The following is a 20235-nucleotide window of genomic DNA, read 5'->3' on the forward strand; positions in this document are numbered from 1 at the left end:
CACCGTCTTGCTGCACCGCATGTGGACAGACTGCGCTGAATTCCGTCGGGAACCGGTGGAGGGCACGGCATGATCTAATCGTCCAATACTTGACACAAACACCCAATAAAAGAAGCGGCCTTTACCCAAACCGCGGTGAACACTGTGGGCCTCAACACGGGCCGCGCTGCCGGGGCACTCTTTGAGCAGAGCAGGCTTTCACCTTCCCGTGAGTTACCCCGGATCTGCGTCCCATTAACTCAATTCTCATCAAATTCCCCGAAATTGCCCTGTATGACATTTTCCTAACCAGCAGGATTCCCCGTGACCGATTGGACCTCCGGCTATGTGGCCGGCATCGACTATACCCATGATTTCCACAGCCAGCTGACGCCCGCCTTGCTGGGCTTTGGCGCGATGAGCCAGGGCCACCGGCACGCTCTGGACGGCGACGGCATCACCTATTGCGAACTCGGCTGCGGCCAGGGATTTTCCGCTAATCTGCTGGCGGCGGCCAATCCGCATATTGAATTCCACGCGATGGACTTCAGCCCGTCGCATATCGCCGGCGCCAGAGAGCTGGCGCAGGAAGCGGTTCTGGACAACATGCATTTCCACGAACGCTCCTTTGAGGATTTCGACACCGCGCCGGGCCTGCCCGAGGTGTTTGACATCATCGCCCTGCACGGTGTCTTCAGCTGGGTCTCCGCGGAGAACCGCCAGCATATCACTCGGTTCATTTCGCAGTGGCTGCGGCCGGGCGGCCTGGTCTATGTCAGCTATAATGCCCAGCCCGGCTGGGCTGCGGCCATGCCGCTGCGCCGCCTTCTTGCCGGCCGGGCAGAGCAGGGCAGCGGGCCGCTGGCAGACCGGATCGGCGATGCAATGGCCTTTGCGCATCAGCTGGATGCAGCGGGTGCGGCGTATTTCGGCAAGAACCCGGCAGCGGCCAAACGTCTGGATCATATGAAATCGATGCCGGCCAACTATCTGGCGCATGAGTATTTCAACAAGGACTGGACCCCGTTTTATTTCGAGGATCTGGCAGGCGAACTGGCCGGGGCCAAGCTGGATTTTGCAGGCTCCGTGCATCCGCTGGACAATCTGGACTGCATCCGCTTCACGCCGCAGCAGCAGGCCCTGCTGAACAGCGAGGGGGACCCCGGCCGCCGCGAAGGCCTTCGCGATGTCCTGCTGAACGAGCATTTCCGCACCGATATTTTTGTGAAGGGCAAGCTGTCCCATACCCCGCGCGGCGAAATCGGCGCCTGGTTTGCGACCCCTTTTGCTCTGACCCGTCCCTATAGCGGCGGAACCTTGAAATTCCACCACCGGGGCAGGGAGGTGCCTCTGGAGCAGGAGCAGTACGCGCCTGTGCTGAAAGCTCTGGCCGAGGGGCCAGCAACAGTGCGCAGCCTGCTGGATCACGGGGTGTTCGGCGCCATGGACTGGGGCAGCATCGCCCGGATGCTGACGACACTTGCCGGCACCGGCTGCATCACCCCCTGTCTGCCGCAGGAGGGGCTGGCACAACGGGCTGCTGCTTGCCGTGCCTTCAATCTGGCGGTCTGCAAACGGGCCGAGGACAGCGATACCCTGCGCTTCCTGGCCTCGCCTGTCACCGGCGGCGGGGTGGAGGCGGACCGGTTCGAACAGCTGTTCCTGCTGGCCCGCAGAGAAGGCCATGAGACACCCGCTGGCTGGGCAGCCCTTGCCTGGCGCATCCTGGCGCCGCAGGGGCAGCGGCTGCAGCACGAGGGCCGGGTGCTGGAAACCGAGGAGGAGAACCTCGCCCTTCTAGGAGCCAGGGCAGGCAATTTCGCGGCCCGCCGCCTGCCGCTGTTCGAAAGCCTGGGCGTGACGCTGGAGGACGCCGGGCAGGACACCGGGACGGGCTCCGGGAAGGACCAGACGGGGGCCTTGGCACAGGGCACTGCGGCGTGATCCCGCCGCATTCGGCGGGGCGGGCGGCCGGGACGCGCCGGCAGCTTGGAAAACCGCTCTCATGTGCCGCCGCATTAGCAATTTGAAAAGCTGTGCCGCTTAAACAGAAAGCGGCCCCTTACCCTCACTGACAGGAACTCACACGTGTCCTTTGAAGACCGCACGCTGACCGCTCCATCCAGGGGCAGAGAAGCTCCCTTTGCCCTGGACGAAGTGTTCTTTTCCCGCACCGACTCCCGCGGTGTGATCCAGGCCGGCAATGCTGTGTTCAGCCGTGTCGCAAAATACGCGATGGAAGACCTGCTGGGGGCACCGCACAAGGTGATCCGCCACCCGGACATGCCGCGCGCGGTGTTCCAGCTGTTCTGGGATACGATCAAGGGCGGCGGCACCGTAGGCGCCTATGTCAAGAACCGGGCCAGCGATGGCAGCTACTACTGGGTTTTTGCAGTCGTCACGCCCTGCGACGGCGGTTATCTTTCGGCGCGGATCAAACCGACCAGCCCGCTGCGCAAGACGGTCGAGCAGGAATACGCCCTGCTGCGCCAGGCCGAACGCGACGAAGGGCTAGACCCCGAAGCCAGCGCTGCGTTGCTGCTGACACGTCTGCAAGGGCTTGGCTTTGCCACCTACAACGATTTTGCCGGCCACGCCCTGGCAGAAGAGCTGATGGCACGTGATGCAGGCATGAAACGCCCCGCGGATGCCCGTCTGGCGGAACGCCGGGCGATGCATTCCGCAGCCGGGGATTTGGTGCAGGAGACCGAGGCGCTGGTGCAGGAATTCGAATCCATGCGCACCATCCCGCATAACCTGCGCGTCATCGCCTCGCGGATCGAACCGGCGGGCGGGCCGGTCACCGTTCTGTCCGAAAACTACAACGCCATGTCGCGCGATATGTCCAATTGGTTCGAGGCCCATGTCTGGGGCAAGAACAGCAATTTCCGCGCCATCAAGGGCACCGTGACAGCAGCCATTTTTGTCGAAGGGCTGGCCCGCATCCTCACTGAATGCGGCCATCAGCTTAATCAGGAAGACGGCGCAGCGGCCATTGATATCAATCGCGAACAGGCGATCCTGACGCAGTTGACCGAGGATCAGTTCACCAAGGCCAGGGCCAGCCTGCAGGACGTCCGGTTCGAGGCCGGCCGCATCCTCAAGGCCTGCCTGACCCTGCACCGCCACTTCATGGCGCTGACCACAACCCGGGTGCTGTGCAAGATCGAATGCGCCCGGCTGGGGAGTACCGGGGAATCGCTGAATTCGATCATTGATGAGCTGGGCCAGTTCCAGGACCGGATTTCCGTCCGTCTGGAAAAGATCACGGAACTCAGCAAAGCACTTGCATCCGAAGGAAAGTAACCCGTGTTCCGGCCTATTCCTTTGCCGCCGTCTCGGTCCAGCTTTTGCGGAAAGACGCAGGCGACTGGCCATAGCGTTTCTTGAAACGGATCGACAGCTGCGTGGCACTGCTGAAACCGGTGGCGGCGGAAATCTCTGCCACCGTCATATTGGTCTCGTTCAGCAGGGCCAACGCCCGGCCCACCCGCAGTTCAATGTAAAACTGCACCGGCGAGGTGCCGACATAGCGCTGGAACAGCCGTTCCAGCTGGCGCCGCGAGATCTGCGCACGGTCTGCCAGCACGCCGATTTCCACCGGCTCCTCGATGGTGTCATGCATGAACTGCATGGCGTTGATCAGATGCTGATTGCGGCTGCTCAGCGCAACGGAATAGGCTGATTTCTGCAGCGCTTCTCGGTTGTTGGAGCGGAAGTGGATGCACATGTCGGACACGATGACCGCCAGATCCTTGCCATGGTCGGTCTCGATCATCTCCAGCATCATGTCGGTGGCCGCATTGCCGCCGCCGCAGGTCATCAGCCCGTTGTCGATCTCATATAGGTTGGCACTGGGCTCCAACCCCGGAAAACATTCGGAAAACGAGGGCTGGTTCTCCCAATGCAGGGTAAAACGCTGCCCCTGCAGAATGCCGGTCTGGGCCAGCGCAAAGGCACCTGTGCAGATGCCGCCGAACCGGCCGCCATGGGCATTCTGGCGCCGGATCCAGGCGAGGGTGCGGGGACTGGCGCTGGCCGAGGGTTCAATGCCGGAACAGACAAAGGCAAAGCTGCCGCGGGGCAGATCCTCCAGCGGCAGGTCGGTATTGATTTCGATTCCGTTCGAGCACGGCACCGGCGCGCCGTCCTCGCTCATCAGGAACCAGCGGTACAGCTCCTTGCCGGTGACCTGATTGGCAACCCGCAAGGGTTCCACCGCCGCGCTGAAGGCCAGCATGGTCAGCTTCGGCAGAAGCACAAAATAGATGTCTTTGGGCGGCCCGTCGTAATCAACCCGGAAACTGGCCGCACCCTTGGGGACAAAGCTGCGGAGATTCATGTTCTTACCCTAACAGATGGGATGTTTACTGCAAAATGCGCGCCGCAAGCCTTCGCCCGCGGCGCGCTGTTTTCTCAGGCTGTCAGCTTGGCCACCGGCTCGCCGCTGTCTTCCCAGGCGGCGATTTCGTCTTCGCTGGCCTTGGGCGAGAACAGCCCGGTCATCGCATAGAAGATGCCAATGAGCGGCGACAGCCAGCAGGCAAAGGCCAGCGGGATGTACAGCAGGTTCTCGAAATTGCCATCCGATATTCCCAGCGCCAGCGCCGAGATCACAAAGGCACCGCCCGCATTCCAGGGGATCAGCGGCGAGACCAGCGTGCCGCCTTCCTCAATCGCGCGCGACAGGTTCAGCGGCGAATACTTCATGCCGCGATAGACAGGCGCATACATCCGGCCGGGCAGGGCGATGGAAAGATAGGGATCGCCCGCCACGGTATTGGTCGCAATCGAGGTCAGGATCGCCGAGGTCTGGATGCCGGCAAAGCTCTTCACCCGCGCAATGATCACCTCGATGATCGCCTGCAAACACCCGGTCCGTTCCAGTGCGCCGCCGAACCCCAGCGCCAGCAGCACCAGCGAAATCGTCCACATCATCGACTGGATGCCGCCGCGGTTCAGCAGCGGGTCAATCTCCGGCACGCCGGTTTCAATCGCATAGCCGCTGTTGGCAAAGGTGAAGGTCTCATGCAGGCCCGCACCCTGGCACAGCATCGCCATGATACCGCCGACGACAGCACCGGCAAACAGCGACGGGATCGGCGGCTGTTTCTTTACCGCCAGCGCGATGACCAGCAGCGCGGGCAGCAGCATCAGCGGCGAAATCCAGAACGCGCCATCCAGCGCCTCGGTGATCGCGTCGATCCGCTCAAACGACACCTGCGAGGTATCGATCAGGGTGAAACCCACAACCAGATAGATCACCAGCGCGATCAGCATCGACGGCACGGTCGTCGGCAGCATGTTGCGGATGTGGTCGAACAGGTTGGTGCCGGTCACCGCAGGGGCCAGGTTGGTGGTGTCTGACAGGGGCGAGATCTTGTCGCCGAAAAACGCGCCGGAAACCACGGCGCCTGCGGTCCAGTACATCGGAATGCCAAAGCCCGCGCCGATCCCCATCAGTGCCAGGCCGACAGTGCCCACAGTGCCCCAGGAGGTGCCCAGCGACACCGACACGATGGAACACAACACCATGCCCGCGGCCAGGAACAACTCGGGCGACAGGATTTTCAACCCGTAATAGATCAGCGTCGGCACGGTGCCGCTGGCAATCCAGATGCCGACAATCATGCCGACAGTGATCAGGATCGACACCGATGGCAGCGAGATGTTGATGACGTGAAACACGCCTTCCTCGATGTTGTCCCACTTGTGGCCCAGCTTCAGCCCCACCAGCGCAGTGATGGCGATGCCGATCGCCAGCGGAATATGCGGGGTGAAATCCCCGAAATAAAACAGCTGAACGCCCAGAACAGCCAGCGTCAGAACGATGGGCAAAAGCGCCATCGCCAGGCCAGGCTTTACGATATTCGGATCATTTGGTGACACGGGTATTTCCTCCCTAGGGTCAAATCGCCTGTCAAAGGCGGATGCGGATACACACCAGAAATCGGCCCCCGGGACTCGTCCCAGCCGCGCCGGAATGCACAGCGTTTGCGACAATCGGGGAAATATCCCTGATCGGGGAAAGATTGGGTGTTCGAGGGATTTCTCCCCGCTCGTGAAGGCCGCGCACGCCTGCCAGGCCATTGGAAATGGCAGCTTGCCAAGCCAGCGCTGCCTTGCCTAAAGGCAACAGCCGCCGGGTCTTTATGGCTGGTTTCTGGATAATCCTGCTGTATGGCTTAATCTCAAAGCTGACTAACCGCTTGGGAACCGGAATGAAAAGACTGCGCAACCCCCGCACAGGGGTCGATCAGGGGGATATCGAAGTCTTTTCGGATTTCGAGGACAACGGTGAGATGTGGACCGGCTCCGGCCCGCGCGAGCGGCGCCAGGCGGTCAGCTTCAGCGCGGCATTTGCCAGCCCGCCATCGGTGCAAGTGTCGGTGTCTCTTTGGGATATGGATACCTCTGCCGCGATCCGGGCCGAACTGGTGGCGGAAAACATCACCTGCGAAGGGTTCGAGATCGTCTTCCGCACCTGGGCCGACAGCCGCGCCGCCCGCCTGCGTGCGGGCTGGCTGGCCATCGGCGAGCTGCCACATGCCGACGATTGGGATGTTGATTAAGCCGCAGCGCTAGACCTTGGCAGTCAAGGTCCCGGCACGCAGCAGCTTTTGAAATTTGGGGCATTCCAGATGGCTGGGCGCCGGGCAGTCCGCCACATGCCGCAGCGCGTCCTTCAGCGTGGTCAGTTCCCGGATCTGCGCCTCCAGCGCATCGGCGCGGGCGTGCAATTGGCTGCGCGGCAGATCCGGCTGGCCGTCCTTGCCGAACATGCCGGCAATCTCCTGCAGCGAAAACCCGGCCGCCTTGCCCAGCGTGATCAGCGACAGCTGCAGCAAAACCCCCCGCCCGAACTGCCGCCGCAGCCCCTTGCGCCCGGCTGAGGTGATCAGCCCGATTTCTTCGTAATACCGCAGGGCCGAGGCGGCGACGCCCGAGCGGTCGGCGACGTCGCCAATATCCAGAAGTTTCATTCTTGACCTCAAGTTGACTTGAATTGGCAGGCTGCCAGTCCGGAACAGTTGGAACAAGGAAATTCCCGGATGAACACGGAAAAAACACCCCTCTGGCAGGAGCCAAGGGCCATCGCGCTGTTGATGGCCGCCAGTCTCACAGTGATGGCAAATGCAACCATCAGCCCGGCGCTGGCCGGGCTGGAACAGGAATTCTCAGGCGTGCCCGATGGAGGTTTTCTGGTACGGCTGCTGGTCACCGCGCCGTCGCTGGGGGTGATGCTTACCGCGCCGCTGGCAGGCTGGCTGACAGACCGCGCCGGGCGGCGCGGCGTGCTGCTTGCGGGGGTCTGGCTGTTCATGCTGTGCGGCACGGCCGGTTTCTACCTGCCGGATTTGCATCTGATGCTTGTCAGCCGCTTTGGCCTGGGGATCGCTGTGGCGCTGATCATGACCGCGCAAACCGCCCTGATCGGCGACTATTTCACCGGCGCGCGGCGACAGGCGCTGACCGGGCTGCAAATTTCGGCGCGCAATTTCGGCGGGCTGGTCTTTATCGGAATGGCCGGGCTGGCCGCCACCCTGTCACCGCGGCTGCCGTTTCTGATCTACGGGCTGGCAGTCCTGTGCCTGTACGCCGTCTGGCGCCATGCGCCAGAACCGGCCCGGCCCCAAGCGGGGCAAGCCCAAGCTGAGGGGGCAGGGCACCCGGCCTGGCTGATGCTGGTAATCGCAGTCTCAGCCTTGCAGATGCTGACCAACGGGCTGTTCTTCATGATGCCGACCCAGCTGCCGTTCTTCTTTGCGTCCCAGGGCCTCAACAGTGCGCTGATGACCGGGGCGGGGCTGGGGCTGCTGTCGCTTTGCGGCGGGATCACTGCGCTGCTGTATGCGCGCTTCAGGGGCGCGCTGCCGCATGCTGCCATTTTTGCCTTGGGCTACGGCGCGCTGGCGCTTGGCTTTGCGGTTCTGGCGCAAGAGGGCAGTGCGGCGGTGTCGCTTGCGGGCGCCATGGCGGTTGGCATTGGCTATGCCACGGTCTCGCCCGGCTTTGTCGCCATCACGCTCGCGCTGGCCCCGTCCGGGCGGCGCGGTACGGCGGGTGCAATCCTGACCGCATCGGTGTTCTGCGGCCAGTTTCTGTCGCCCTTTGCCAGCACGCCTGCCATCAGCATATGGGGCTATGGCGGGGCCTTCGGCGCCGCCGCGGCAGGTCTGGCGCTGATGGCTTGCATGGCGCTGGTGACGGCTCTGCACACAGCGCGCCGCCGCCGTGCCGCCCTGTAAAAAGGCAAAAGCCCCGCCGGGTGGCGGGGCTTTTCAACTTGCGGAAAACAGCGGGTTCAGCTGCCGTTTGAGGTCAGGCTCTCGTAGATCGGCACCAGGGTCTTGTCCTCGAACAGCGACGAAACCGATGTGCCGTGCCAGATGTTCAGGATCGCCTGGGTGAACAGGGGCGCGGTCGGCAGGATGCGGATATTGGGTGCGGCGGCGACGGCCTCGGTCGGCTGGATCGAGTCAGTCAGCACCAGCGACTTCATCACCGAATTGGTGACGCGCTCCACCGCCGGGCCGCTCATCACGCCGTGGGTGATATAGGCGTGGACTTCCTTGGCGCCGTTGTCCAGCAGCACCTGGGCTGCCTTGCACAGCGTGCCGGCGGTGTCGCACATGTCGTCGATGATCAGGCAGATCTTGTCTTTCACATCGCCGATCACGGTCATTTCGGCCACTTCACCGGCCTTCTCGCGGCGCTTGTCAACGATCGACAGCGGTGCATTGATGCGCTTGGCCAGCTCCCGTGCACGGGCCACACCGCCCACATCCGGAGACACCACCATCAGCTCGTCCATGTTGTCCTTGAACTGGTTCTTCACATCCAGCGCAAAGATCGGCGAGGCATAAAGGTTGTCCACCGGGATATCAAAGAAGCCCTGGATCTGCGCGGCGTGCAGGTCCATGGTCAGAACCCGCTCGATGCCGGCGCCGGTCAGCATATTCGCCACCAGCTTAGCCGAGATCGGCGTGCGTGCTTTGGTGCGGCGGTCCTGGCGGGCGTAGCCGAAATAGGGGATCACTGCAGTAATCCGCTGGGCCGATGACCGGCGCAGCGCATCAGAAATGATCAACAGCTCCATCAGGTTGTCATTGGCCGGGTTTGAGGTCGGCTGGATGATGAACATGTCCTCGCCGCGGACGTTCTCATAGACTTCGACGAAAATCTCGCCGTCATTGAACCGCTCGACGCGGGCGTCCACCAGCTCCTGGTCGACACCGCGGTGCATGCTCATCCGGCGGGTGATGGCTTGGGCAAGAGGGAGGTTGGCGTTCCCAGCGATAAGCTTGGGTTCGTTCAAAGTCGGCATTGGCTGATATCCCCAGGCAGCAATGGCAATGTGTCAGATTCGTGATATTGAACCCCGCTTATCATGCACTTACCCTCGCGCAAAGTTCTAAGCGGGAGATACAGCCTATGGCAGCGTTCGATTTCTACTTCTCAACCTTGTCGCCCTTTGCCTATCTGGCCGGCACAAGGCCGTGGGAGATTGCCGCGCGCCACGGCGCCGAGGTGATTTGCAAGCCATTGGACATCCTGGCGCTGTTTGCCCGCACCGGCGGCACACCTCCGGGCGAGCGCCATCCCGCACGCCAGGAATACCGCCTGGTTGAGCTGGAGCGGCAGGCGGCCAGGCTGGGCATGCCCGTCAATCTGAAACCGGCGTTTTGGCCGGTCAATGCCGCGCCGTCCTCATACGCCATTACCGCCGCGCAAACCGCAGGCGGCGGCGATATGGGGCAACTGGTGCATTCGATCCTGCGCGCCTGCTGGGCCGAGGAGAAGAACATCGCCGAGGATACGGTGATCCGCGACTGCCTCCAAGGCGCCGGCTTCGACCCGGCGCTGGCTGACAGCGGTCTTCTGGCCGGCGCTGAGACCTATGCGCAGAACCTCGAGGACGCAGTCAATGCCGGTGTGTTCGGGGTGCCGTTCTGGGTGACCGCAGACGGGGCAAAGTTCTGGGGACAGGACCGGCTGGAAGACCTGGACGCGCATCTGGCGGGGCAGGCCGCGTGACAATCCGCGTGACAGGCGGCCAGCCGCACCGCGCGGCGGCCCGGCCCGAGGGGATCTTTTCGCGCAGCTTCGGCCAGGGCCCGCGCAATGTGCTGGCGGTGCATTGCTCGCTGGCCCATTCCGGCGCCTGGCGCCGTCTGGCCGGGGAGATGGCCGGGGACATCACCCTTACCGCTTTCGATATGCTCAGCCATGGGCGCAGCCCGGATTGGGACGGCACCGGCAACTATCAGTTGCTGAACGTTGACGCAGGCCTTGCCTTGCTGAGCGAACCGGCGGATCTGATCGGGCACTCCTTCGGCGCCACCGTGGCCCTGCGCATGGCAATGGCCCGGCCGCATCTGGTGCGCAGCCTGACGCTGATCGAACCGGTGCTGTTTGCCGTGGCCAAATCCGACGCCCCGGCGGCATTCGCCACCCTCGAAGCCGCCAGCCGGCCAATCGATGCGGCCTGGGCAGCCGGGGATCTTGCATTGATGGCGCGGCTGTTCAATCGGATGTGGGGGCCGGGAGAGCCAAAGTGGGCCGACCTGCCCCAACAGGCCCGTGCTGCAATGATACGCGCAATCCCTGTGGTGCCGGCCTGCCACCCGACGCTTTTTGACGATGAAAACGGCACCCTTGCCCCCGGCGCTATGGATCCTGTTGCCATGCCTGTGCTGCTGCTTCACGGCAGTGAAAGCCCGGGCGTGATCGGGGAAATTGTCCGGGGGTTCAGCCGCCGGCTGGCCAATGCCCGTGCCGGATCCGTGCCGGGCGCGGGCCATATGCTGCCGGTCACGCACCCGCAGCAAACGGTGCAACTGCTGCGGCAGTTCTGGCAGGCCCGCAACTGACAGGCCCCGGACCCGCGACCGGCCCGCTCTTGACCTGCGGCAGGCCTTGTGCGGTCCAGTTGCGTTTCGCTTGCGCCGCCGGTCTGATGCGCCGCCGGGAGGTCAGATTTCCGTCACTGTTGTCACCACCTCGCGGAAAAAATCCATCTTCCCGTTTTCCTGATGGGTGGTGATAAAAGTGACGCTCTCTGCCATTGCTGCACTCCGGGCATAGAAGAACCGCTGCTCGAACCGGGTCAGAAACCAGCCATTGCCAAGGTCCTGCGTGTCCGCCGCAAGGATCTGCGTGCCCTTCGTAAACACTTCCTGGCCCAGCCGGGTCAGCACCTGGGCAAAACCTTCGATATCCGTGGCGCTTTGCCAGGCGATATCGGCGTCATCCTTGTAGTGATCAATGCGGAAATCGATATCCGCAGCAATCAGCCCCATGATCGCCGGATCCCCGGCTTCGAAATGTTTCAGTACCTGGGCGATGACGGGGCCCGTGGTCCCGGCCTCTTGCGTAATGCCCGCGTCCTTCATGGTGTTGTCCTTCTGTGCTGCTGTTTTCGCAGACAGCTAGCCACGCAGAAGGATCAAAGTTAATTGCTTTGATGCCTATTGATGGCATAGTCTTTGACTATGATAGATCTTGCCCCGCTACGCTATTTTCAATCCGCCTATGACACCGGCACCTTCAGCGCCTCGGCCCGGATGAACGGGGTGAGCCAGCCGTCGGTCTCGGCGGCGGTCTCAAAACTTGAAGACCACTATGGCGGCGCCCTGTTCCTGCGCCGCCGTGACGGGCTTGCGCCAACTGCGCTGGGGCACGAGCTGTACCGCCAGTCGGGCGCCGTGCTGGCGCAGCTCAACCTGCTGGAGCAGCGGCTGACCGGGCGGGCACCGCAGGCGGTCCGGGTGCATTGCCAGCCGGACATCCTGGTGGCTTCCTTCCAGGCGGCGCTGTCCGGCCTGCGGCGGGACAATGCGGCGCTGACGTTCCAGTTCACCAACAGCCGCGAGGATGCGGATATTCTGTTCTGCTCCGATGGCTGCGTGCCGCGGGGCTGCGCCTTTCAGGTGTTATGGCAGGAAACCTATGGCGCCGCATTGCCCCGCGATCACCCCCTGGCCGCGCAGGCGGCGCTGACCCTGGCCGATCTGGCAGGCGAGCCGCTGATCGCACGGCCCTATTGCCCCGGAGCGGATCAATTGCTGCTGCAGGTGCAGGCGCTTTCCGCCATCGTCGCCGAAGCTGCACATGACGCCCAGCTGCTGGATCTGGTGGCCGCGGGGCTGGGCGTGGCGCTGGTGCCGCTCGGCCATGCCCGCGCGCAACAGGGGATCACGGTGCGGCCGCTCAGCACGGACACCCCCGTGCAGCGCCAGGTCGGGGTGGCCCATCGCAAGACCCAGTTTGCGGCCGCCATCGCCAAAAGCCTATGCGCCTCCTGGCAGGATCCGGCCCCATAACAAAGCCCGTTGCACTGCCGCCCTTTACAGCAGGTTGAGGAACGCGCTGATCTGCTCTTCGGTTAAGGACCAGTCGCAAACAAACCGGGCGGTGACCAGCTCATTCTCCGGCCCCTGCAGCAGCCCGTCCCACAGATGGTAAATCGCGCCCGCCGCAAACAGCCGCTGATGGGTGCTGCGGGGCAGGGCGGCAAAGATCATGTTGGCCTGGGCAGGATGGGTGAACCGGGCGCCCGCGGCCTGCAGCCCTTCGGCCAGCATCGCGCAATTTGAGTTGGCTGTGCGGGCGTTGTCCAGCCACAGGTCATTGGTCAGATAGGCCAGCATCTGCGCCGACAGATAGCGGTGCTTGGAAAACAGATGCGCGCCGCGTTTGCGGCGGTACTCGAACTCCTGCGCGTGGCCGGGATCAAAGAAGATCACCGCTTCCACTCCCAGGCAGCCGTTTTTGGTGCCGCCAAAGGACAGCGCAGTGACCCCTGCCTTCCAGGTCATCTCGGCAGGCGTGCAGCCCAGCGGGATCAGCGCATTGGTGAACCGGGCGCCGTCCATATGCACCGGCAGCGCGTATTCGCGGGCCACCGCACCCAGTGCTTCAATTTCCGCAACTGAATAGACCGTGCCGAATTCAGTGACCTGCGACAGCGACACCGGTCCCCGCTGCGGCCCGTGGACACCACGGACTTCCTCGCCCTCAATCGCGGCACGTAAAGTTTCCGGTGTCATCTTGTCCGCATCCGTCACCGGCGTCAGCTTGGCGCCGCCGGTATAGAATTCCGGTCCGTTGCACTCATCCTGCAGGATATGCGCCGGGCGGGTGCAGAACACGGTCTGCCAGGGCTGCGCCAGGGTCGACAGCGCCAGCACGTTGGCTGCCGTGCCGGTGGCGACCAGATACACCGATGCCTCCGGCGCCTCGAAAACCGCGCGGATCTTTGCTGTCACTTCGGCCATTTCCGCATCCGCGCCATAACCCATGGCATAGCCCTGGTTGGCCTTGGCCAGGGCATCCAGGATCTGCTGCGGCGCCGGGCCGGAATTGTCAGAGGCAAAGTGCATAAGCGGGATCCTTCTTTCTGCGGTGCAGGCCGTGCAATTCCTGCCCGGCCTGCGGGGCACCCCAGGCTGCCGTCAGCCCAGCGGCTCTTCGATGATGTGGTCTTCCCATTCTTCTTCGGAAATTTCGAACTCGGATACCGTCCAGCCGCGCACCGAAACGCCGGCCTCATGCACGCTGCCGGGGGTGCCGGTCAGCAGCGGGTGCCATTCCGGCAAAGGCTTGCCCTGCCACAACAGCCGGTAGGCGCAGGTTTCCGGCATCCAATAGGCGTGGGTATCCAGGTTTTCCGGCTTCAGCACGATGCACTCCGGCACAAACTGATGGCGGATCGGATACTGGGCGCAGCGGCAGCTGGCATCATCCAGCAAGCGGCAGGCGACACGGGTCAGGGCGACCTCGCCGCTCTCCTCGTCTTCCAGCTTGTTCAGGCAGCATTTGCCGCAGCCGTCGCACAGCGCTTCCCATTCCTTTTGGTTCAGCTTCGCAAGCGGTTTCTTCTCCCAGAAACGCTTACCCAGGCCCGAACGGTCAATCACGTCTTTTTCAGGTTTCATAGCGCCACCAGGATTTCGCGGGACGTGGAGCAATCCGCGTCCATCTGTTCAATCAGCGCCTCCAGCCCGTCAAACTTCAGCTCGGGCCGCAAAAAGGCCACCAGCGCAACCGACAGCGTCGCGCCATAAAGATCGCCCGAGAAGTCAAACAGGAAGGTTTCGATATTCGGCACCACGCCGTCAAACATTGGCCGCACCCCGATCGAGGCCGCGCCCAGATAGCTGCCCGCATGCGGCCCGTCCAGCACATCCACCAGCACCGCATAGACACCGAACCGCGGCTGGTGCAGCCCCTCAATCGACATGTTCGCGGTTGGAAAACCCAGCTCCCGCCCGCGCTGCTCGCCGCCGATCACCACGCCCTCGATGCGGTGCCAGTGGCCCAGCATTTCCTTGGCATCCGCCGGTCTGCCCTCGCTGAGCGCGTTGCGGATCGCGGTCGAAGACACCGCGTGTTCAGAATATTCCATCAAAGGCGCAATAGTTACGCCAAAGCCGTGCAGCGCGCCGAACCGCTGCAGGTCATCCGCATTGCCCGCACGGCCCTTGCCAAAGCAGAAATCGGCGCCCACCACCACATGTGCCAGCCCTAGCCCGCCGGCAATCACGTCACGGGCAAACTCTTCCGGCGTCAGGCTGGACAGCGCGGTGTTGAAGTTCAGCTCATACAGCCGCGTAACCCCCAGCTTCTCCAGCCGGTGGGCGCGGGTTTCGGCCCGCATCAGCCGGAAGGGCGGCGCATCGGGCGCAAAATACTCGCGCGGGTGCGGCTCAAATGTCATCACCCCCAAGGGCGCCTCGGGAGCTGCCTTGCGGGCCAGTTCGATCACCGACTGATGGCCCAGATGCACGCCGTCGAAATTGCCGATGGCGACAGTGGCGCCCCGGTCCTGGTCTTCGACGAATTCATAATCTCTGACGATACGCATGGCGCATCCGTAGCGCCATGCGCCGGGCGGTTCAAGCGGCCAGTGGCGGCGGAGGGAACCGGCTGGTTGAACGCCTGCCCGTGGGGCGTGCAACAACAGGCCGGTGCCTGCCGGTTTGTTCCGGCAAAGCATATTCCCAGTTGCGAGGGATTGTGCCAGACCCAAAGCGCCGGTCCGCCAGGACAGGCAGGCGCTTGCCCGGCGGCGCTGCGCGCCTTGTTTGCGGGCGGGATAGCGCCCAGCCACAGGGTGATGCATCGCCGCCGCACGCTCCCTTCACGTGATCCTCACGCGGCGAGGCCAGACTGCCAAGTGATCGAGATCACCCGCCATGACCCCGAGCAAGGGCCATGATACAAGGCGCAGGCATCTGTGTGGCTGCCCGCGTTTCCCCCGGAGGCCAGCCCCGATAACCGGCTCTGATAAAAAGGGGGTCGTCCAAGCAAGCTTGTCCGAGCAAGCCCCGGCGGGGTCTGTCCACCTCTGCCCGGCGGCGCCGCCACCTTGCACAAGGCCCGCGCTAAACGGAAGATTACGGAACCAACCGGCAAGACAAAACCGCCAAGGACAAACGGTCCAAGCGGCTTTGCCTGCTGCGCCCAAGGTCCAATCGGCTGCCAATGCGCTTCTTTCTGGTCTGAAATACCCTGGGGGTGAGGGTCGTCCCGGAAATGATCCGGGGGATCATTTCAGACCCGAACGGGCGAAGCCCAGCCCGGCAAGGGCCGAAGGGGAAACGCCCCCATCTATTGCGGACCCGTCTGAGTCCGCGGCGCCAGCTTGCCTGCCGTAGCTTGCGGTCTCAGTCGAATTTGCGCGACGGCGCCATCACCATGGCCTCGCCGACCAGTACCTTCTTGCCGTCGACGATGCAGCGGCACTCCAGCTTGACCCGGCGTTTGTCGATCACGATGTCGGTCACCTCGACCTCGGCCAGCACCATGTCGCCGGGGCGCACCGGAGCCAGGAATTTCAGCGACTGGCTCATATAGATGGTGCCATGGCCGGGCAGCTGCTCGCCGATCACGGCTGAGATCAGCCCGGCGGTCAGCATCCCATGGGCAATCCGGCCCTCGAAAATGGTGTCCTGGGCGTAATCGTCATCCAGATGCACCGGGTTGCGGTCGGTCGAGACCTCGGCGAACTTCTCGATGTCCTCATCGGTGATGACCTTGCGCAGGTAACGCACCATCCCCATTTCGATGTCTTCAATGCAGATGGTTCCGCGCGGCAGGTTGTCCAACATCTCATCCTCCGTTCGCCTGGTCCTGATCTTCTGGCCTGATCATCTATTCTGATCGCGTGGCTTGACCGTCTGGCGTTGTAACTTTTGCGCGCCGGATTGGCCGCTTGCGCAACTTTATTACTTTGCAACTGCAGAAAATCAAGACATTTCTGACATAACAAAACCCCGCCGGTTTGGGCGGGGTTTGTTCAAAACACAGGGTGGTCCGTGCTAGGCACGGTGCTGGCGAAGGCAGTTTTACCGCAAAAAACCAATGGCATAGCTGGGCGCGGACTGTTCCTGCGCCAGATAGGCCTCAAGCGCGTCCGCGTCCGGCTGGACCGATGTCTTTGTCTCTCTGGCCGCAAGCCCGCCGGTGATGAACAGGGAATCGATGCTTTCGCCCATGGCGCCGGCAATATCCGTATGCGGCCCGTCGCCGATCGCCAGGATCTCGGAATCGGCAAAGTCATGGCCCAGTTCGGTCAGGCGCCGCCGCGCCAGATCATAAATCGGCGGATGCGGCTTGCCGAAATACAGGCTCTCACCGCCCATTTCCTTATAAAGCCGCGCCAGCGCCCCGGCGCACCACTCCCGTTTCTCGCCGCGATCGACCACGATATCCGGGTTGGCGCAGAGCAGCTTCATGCCCATCTGCTTGGCATACAGGAAGTCTGCCCGGTTCACCTCCGGATCCGCCATGGTGTCAAACGGGCCGCAGCAGACAATGCCCTCGGCCTCGCGCAGCGGCACCCTTGTGATCTCCACCGGTTCATGGATCACATGCAGCGGCTCGAAAAACCCTGCATCACGTTCCCATTCCCCCATGAAATAGACCTTGTTTCCCACAGCACCGGTGAACATCGCGGCCCGCGCGCTGTCACCGCTTGTCGAGATGGTGTCATAGGCATCATCCGGCACGTTGAACTGTCCCAGCTGCGCCGCCACACCTGCACGGGGTTTCGGCGAATTGGTCACCAGCACCACTATGCCGCCCTGTTTCCGATAGGTCTGCAGCGCTGCCACTGCCTCGGGAAATGCGGTGATTCCGTTGTGCACGCAGCCCCAGAGATCAACAAACAGCGCCTTGTAACGGCTTGAGACTTCGGAAAGGGAGGGGATGATCTGGGTCATGGCCGGGCCTTCTCGCGCGTGGATATTTTGCCGGACCAGCTATGGCAGAGGCCGCAGGAAATGGCCAGCGGCGCAACGGGCGGCGCCTGCGTAACGGGTGGAAACAACCCGGCGTCAGCAGAACGCCGGTTCAAGCGGGTCGCGGCCCGGATCAGCCCGGCGGGGCGGAAATACTGCGAAACCCTGACCGCCGAGCGCGGCAACTTCGATTGACCGCAAGATGAAGCAGCGCAACGCCTATTTCACCTATCGCGAAGACAAGCCGGTCATCCGCATCTCGATGCCGATGCTGCGGGATTCTGCCAGCGATGACGAGGCGGCCTTTACCCTCGCCATGAAGACGGCCACTTGCTGGGCCGCCATATCGAGAAACAAAAGCAACAGGCGCTGGCCGGAGCGCTGATCCTTGGGGTGATAACAGCTGCCGCCACGGCGGACTCCGGCTATTATGATCCTTCGCTGGTCACCACTAGCATGGATGTCGGCGCAGCGGCCGACTCTACTGCATATTCCCAAACCTATGAATTGGAGAGGGATACTCTGGGCACAAGAATTGCCCATGCATCCGGCTATGACCCGGTCGAGGACGCCAGATTCTTTGCCCGGCCAGAAGCTGCGCGCACCAAAGCAGGCAGGCTGTCCTTCTGGGGCACACATCCGCCTGATGCCAAGCGTCTGGCAACGGTTCTGGCCACGATGGAGCAGATCGACGCCAAAGCCGACCTTCAAAAAAACAGTAGATCCAGTAATCTAGGTCATTTTGGGCGCCTGCCGCAGGGCGGCGGCCTGCGGGGCGATTTCATTCCGGTCCGCCCCGCACCGGCGCCGCCGCATCTGCTGCGCAAGGGGTCCCGGATCCATTTTTGGTGCCACCCGTTGAGGCCGCGCTACTGAGTGTCCAAGGCTTTTTTAACGACTCCCCCATAGGGTGAATGGAAAGCAACTCAATGGTGTGTTAGCGATGTTTCGTAATCTTCCGATAAAAACACGGCTGGTCCTTTCCGGCGTGGTTTCCACTGTTTCTGTCCTGGTGCTTGCGGCGATGTCCGTCTATAGCCTGTGGCAAAGCGAGCTTGAACTGGAACGGCAAATCAATGCCACGGCGGTCATCCGCCATGAGCTGATGGCCGACAAGATGCACGATGCGATTGAGGCCGGCGCGGTCCACGCCCTGCTGGTGGGACCGGACGGGCCGGCCGCCAAGAAAGAGCGTTTTCAGGCCAAGCTTGCGCGCGACATTCAAAGCCTCCGGGATGCGGTTGCGGCCTTGCAAAAGGTCGAAATGTCCGAAGCAATCCGCCAGCAAGTGGCAGAGCTTGCTCCGGCGGCAGAGACTTTCATTCAGGCGGCCAAAGCCGTTGAAGGGCTGGCCTATACGGATGCTGCCGCTGCTGCGGCGGCGCTGCCCAAGCTGCAAGAACAATATGAGGCTCTCAACCAGCTGCTGGCGCCTCTGGGCAAGGACATCAAATCGTTTGCCCAGAAAACTGCGCAAAGCGCGCGGGACCATGACATGCAGCTGCTTTACCTGCTGATCGGGTTTTCTGTAGCGGCGCTGCTGGTGATTGCCCGCAACGCGCGGCAGGTGACGCTGACGATTGTGCGTCCGATCGCGCGGCTGCGCTCTGCCTTGCGGGAAGTGGCTGAGGGTGATCTGGGGCTTAAGGTTGCCGACCGGATGCGCGCCGATGACTTCGGTGAAATTGCCAAGGACATCGATGCGGTATCAGGCCGGGTTATTTCCGCACTGGATGAGCAGAACGCCCTGCGTGAGGAAAGCGAACAGGTAATCGACCGGTTGCGCAGCGGTCTCAAACGGCTGTCCGACGGCGATCTCAGCGACCGGATCACTGAACAATTCAGCGCCGATTACGATCCGCTGCGGGTGAACTTTAATGAGACCGTCGATAAGCTGAATGAGCTGATGGCCGACGTGGTTCAGGCAGGCGCCCGCATTCAGCGGCAGTCCGATGAAATCCAAACTGCCTCTGAAGAGCTTTCGGGCCGCACCGAAAGCCAGGCTGCCACGCTGGAAGAAACCGCCGCAGCACTTGAAGAAATGACCGCGAGTGTCAATTCATCGGCACGCAACGCGCAGGAGGTGCAGTCTGCGGTGGAAACTGCGCGCGCGGATGTCGAAAACAGCGGCCGGGTCGTCGAAGGCGCAATTGCCGCAATGAATGAGATTGAAAACTCTTCGAACCAGATCTCGCAGATCATCGGTGTGATTGATGACATTGCCTTCCAGACCAATCTGCTGGCGCTGAATGCAGGGGTTGAGGCCGCGCGGGCAGGCGAGGTCGGGCGCGGCTTTGCTGTTGTTGCCTCCGAAGTGCGGGCGCTGGCGCAGCGGTCCTCGGATGCGGCCAATGAAATCAAGACGCTGATCAGTGCCAGCACGGCGCATGTGAAGGACGGGGTGCAAAAGGTGGACGGCGCGGGCAAGGCGCTGACGACCGTTGTTGGCCAGGTGACCAATATTGCCGATCTGGTGTCTGGTATCTCCAGCGAGTCCGCCGAACAGGCGCAGGGGTTGAACGAAATCAACATCGGCGTTTCCCAGCTGGATTCGGTGACCCAGCAGAATGCCTCCATGGTTGAGGAATCCGGATCCGCGATCCGCGCCATGAACAATGAGACCGTGGGACTGAATCAGGTGGTCGGCCAGTTTGTCCTGCGCGACGGCCCGCCGCCGGCGCAACCGGCTCGTCCGGCGGATCAGCCTGCTGCCGCAGGACGGGCGCCAGCGGATCCGCCGCAGCCAGTGCCGGTTGCCGATGACGCCTGGGGTGACGGCACCCGCTGGGAGGATTTCAATGATGGCAGCGAAGCCTGGCCCCCGGCCGGGGACGCGCCTCAGGCGCAATCTGCCTGAACCCGGTCCAGCCGCCGCCGCTGCCTTTGGGCCGCCGGCGCCATATATTGAGCACCCGCCCGGGCCGCTGTTGAAGGACAGGCCGCTGTTTCCTGCAGGTGCGCAGGAAGGAGTGAGTTGTAGCAGCGCCGTTTCGACGGGGCACCGCAGCCG

20 protein-coding genes are annotated in these 20235 nt (G+C 62.8%); 10 read left to right on the forward strand and 10 right to left on the reverse strand.

The features are described 5' to 3' along the window. The first annotated feature begins 303 nt into the window (after window positions 1–303). Both L1069_RS14850 and L1069_RS14855 read left to right on the forward strand, forming a co-directional pair. Complete coding sequence (locus L1069_RS14850) at window positions 304–1923, forward strand: methyltransferase regulatory domain-containing protein (RefSeq protein WP_237456181.1); 1620 nt, start codon at window positions 304–306, stop codon at window positions 1921–1923. A gap of 144 nt (window positions 1924–2067) precedes the next feature. Next, on the forward strand, window positions 2068–3285 hold the full coding sequence (locus tag L1069_RS14855) for a PAS domain-containing protein (RefSeq protein ID WP_237456182.1): 1218 nt from the start codon (window positions 2068–2070) through the stop codon (window positions 3283–3285). A 13-nt stretch (window positions 3286–3298) separates the two neighbouring features. Here the strand turns inward: L1069_RS14855 and L1069_RS14860 are convergent, their stop codons facing one another. Then, window positions 3299–4321 (reverse strand): GlxA family transcriptional regulator, encoded by a 1023-nt coding sequence (locus L1069_RS14860; protein WP_237456183.1) that lies wholly within the window; start codon window positions 4319–4321, stop codon window positions 3299–3301. 74 nt (window positions 4322–4395) lie between these two features. Continuing rightward, on the reverse strand, window positions 4396–5826 hold the full coding sequence (gene nhaC, locus L1069_RS14865; protein WP_134831324.1) for a Na+/H+ antiporter NhaC: 1431 nt from the start codon (window positions 5824–5826) through the stop codon (window positions 4396–4398). Window positions 5827–6200: 374 nt separating this feature from the next. Here nhaC and L1069_RS14870 point away from each other — a divergent pair, with 374 nt between their 5' ends. After that, window positions 6201–6551 (forward strand): H-type lectin domain-containing protein, encoded by a 351-nt coding sequence (locus L1069_RS14870; RefSeq protein WP_129370179.1) that lies wholly within the window; start codon window positions 6201–6203, stop codon window positions 6549–6551. 9 nt (window positions 6552–6560) lie between these two features. Here the strand turns inward: L1069_RS14870 and L1069_RS14875 are convergent, their stop codons facing one another. Next, entirely contained in the window at window positions 6561–6962 is a 402-nt protein-coding gene (locus tag L1069_RS14875; RefSeq protein ID WP_237456184.1) for a helix-turn-helix domain-containing protein, read from the reverse strand. A gap of 69 nt (window positions 6963–7031) precedes the next feature. Here L1069_RS14875 and L1069_RS14880 point away from each other — a divergent pair, with 69 nt between their 5' ends. After that, window positions 7032–8228 carry an MFS transporter gene (locus L1069_RS14880; RefSeq protein ID WP_237456185.1) on the forward strand — a complete coding sequence of 399 codons (1197 nt, stop codon included), beginning with the start codon at window positions 7032–7034 and terminating at the stop codon, window positions 8226–8228. Between the two features lie 56 nt (window positions 8229–8284). Here L1069_RS14880 and L1069_RS14885 read toward each other — a convergent pair whose 3' ends face one another. Then, window positions 8285–9307 (reverse strand): ribose-phosphate pyrophosphokinase, encoded by a 1023-nt coding sequence (locus L1069_RS14885; RefSeq protein ID WP_237456186.1) that lies wholly within the window; start codon window positions 9305–9307, stop codon window positions 8285–8287. A gap of 107 nt (window positions 9308–9414) precedes the next feature. Here L1069_RS14885 and L1069_RS14890 point away from each other — a divergent pair, with 107 nt between their 5' ends. Both L1069_RS14890 and L1069_RS14895 read left to right on the forward strand, forming a co-directional pair. Next, window positions 9415–10017, forward strand: coding sequence for a 2-hydroxychromene-2-carboxylate isomerase (locus L1069_RS14890; protein WP_237456187.1), 603 nt, complete (start codon window positions 9415–9417; stop codon window positions 10015–10017). A 2-nt stretch (window positions 10018–10019) separates the two neighbouring features. Beyond that, the gene (locus L1069_RS14895) at window positions 10020–10853 is read left to right on the forward strand and encodes an alpha/beta fold hydrolase (RefSeq protein WP_237456224.1); all 834 of its coding nucleotides are present in this window, start codon (window positions 10020–10022) and stop codon (window positions 10851–10853) included. A 102-nt stretch (window positions 10854–10955) separates the two neighbouring features. Here the strand turns inward: L1069_RS14895 and L1069_RS14900 are convergent, their stop codons facing one another. Beyond that, complete coding sequence (locus L1069_RS14900; protein ID WP_237456188.1) at window positions 10956–11375, reverse strand: hypothetical protein; 420 nt, start codon at window positions 11373–11375, stop codon at window positions 10956–10958. A gap of 99 nt (window positions 11376–11474) precedes the next feature. Between L1069_RS14900 and L1069_RS14905 the strand changes: the two genes are divergently transcribed. Continuing rightward, on the forward strand, window positions 11475–12305 hold the full coding sequence (locus L1069_RS14905) for a LysR family transcriptional regulator (protein ID WP_237456189.1): 831 nt from the start codon (window positions 11475–11477) through the stop codon (window positions 12303–12305). 24 nt (window positions 12306–12329) lie between these two features. Here L1069_RS14905 and L1069_RS14910 read toward each other — a convergent pair whose 3' ends face one another. The 5 genes from L1069_RS14910 to L1069_RS14930 all read right to left on the reverse strand — a co-directional run bounded on the left by L1069_RS14910 (window position 12330) and on the right by L1069_RS14930 (window position 17207). Further along, window positions 12330–13364, reverse strand: coding sequence for a beta-eliminating lyase-related protein (locus L1069_RS14910; RefSeq protein ID WP_134830318.1), 1035 nt, complete (start codon window positions 13362–13364; stop codon window positions 12330–12332). 72 nt (window positions 13365–13436) lie between these two features. Next, on the reverse strand, window positions 13437–13919 hold the full coding sequence (locus L1069_RS14915) for a YcgN family cysteine cluster protein (protein WP_129370187.1): 483 nt from the start codon (window positions 13917–13919) through the stop codon (window positions 13437–13439). After that, a complete protein-coding gene (locus L1069_RS14920) occupies window positions 13916–14848 on the reverse strand; it encodes a bifunctional riboflavin kinase/FAD synthetase (protein WP_237456190.1) in 933 nt (310 codons plus the stop codon). Before L1069_RS14920 ends, L1069_RS14915 begins: the two co-directional genes overlap by 4 nt. A gap of 802 nt (window positions 14849–15650) precedes the next feature. Further along, the gene (locus L1069_RS14925) at window positions 15651–16094 is read right to left on the reverse strand and encodes a MaoC family dehydratase (RefSeq protein ID WP_134830316.1); all 444 of its coding nucleotides are present in this window, start codon (window positions 16092–16094) and stop codon (window positions 15651–15653) included. A 237-nt stretch (window positions 16095–16331) separates the two neighbouring features. Continuing rightward, window positions 16332–17207, reverse strand: a complete 876-nt coding sequence (locus L1069_RS14930; RefSeq protein ID WP_237456191.1) for a TIGR01459 family HAD-type hydrolase — start codon at window positions 17205–17207, stop codon at window positions 16332–16334. 220 nt (window positions 17208–17427) lie between these two features. On the opposite strand from L1069_RS14930, the gene L1069_RS14935 reads away from it, so the two are divergent. From L1069_RS14935 to L1069_RS14945, 3 genes are all read left to right on the forward strand, one after another. Further along, window positions 17428–17610 carry a hypothetical protein gene (locus L1069_RS14935; RefSeq protein WP_237456192.1) on the forward strand — a complete coding sequence of 61 codons (183 nt, stop codon included), beginning with the start codon at window positions 17428–17430 and terminating at the stop codon, window positions 17608–17610. Further along, window positions 17556–18101 carry a M48 family metalloprotease gene (locus tag L1069_RS14940; RefSeq protein WP_237456193.1) on the forward strand — a complete coding sequence of 182 codons (546 nt, stop codon included), beginning with the start codon at window positions 17556–17558 and terminating at the stop codon, window positions 18099–18101. The genes L1069_RS14935 and L1069_RS14940 overlap by 55 nt, the downstream gene beginning before the upstream one ends. A 67-nt stretch (window positions 18102–18168) precedes the next feature. Further along, window positions 18169–20082 carry a methyl-accepting chemotaxis protein gene (locus L1069_RS14945; protein ID WP_129370192.1) on the forward strand — a complete coding sequence of 638 codons (1914 nt, stop codon included), beginning with the start codon at window positions 18169–18171 and terminating at the stop codon, window positions 20080–20082. Window positions 20083–20235: the final 153 nt, after the last annotated feature.

The organism is Leisingera sp. MMG026 (assembly GCF_021654205.1).
Lineage (GTDB): Bacteria > Pseudomonadota > Alphaproteobacteria > Rhodobacterales > Rhodobacteraceae > Leisingera.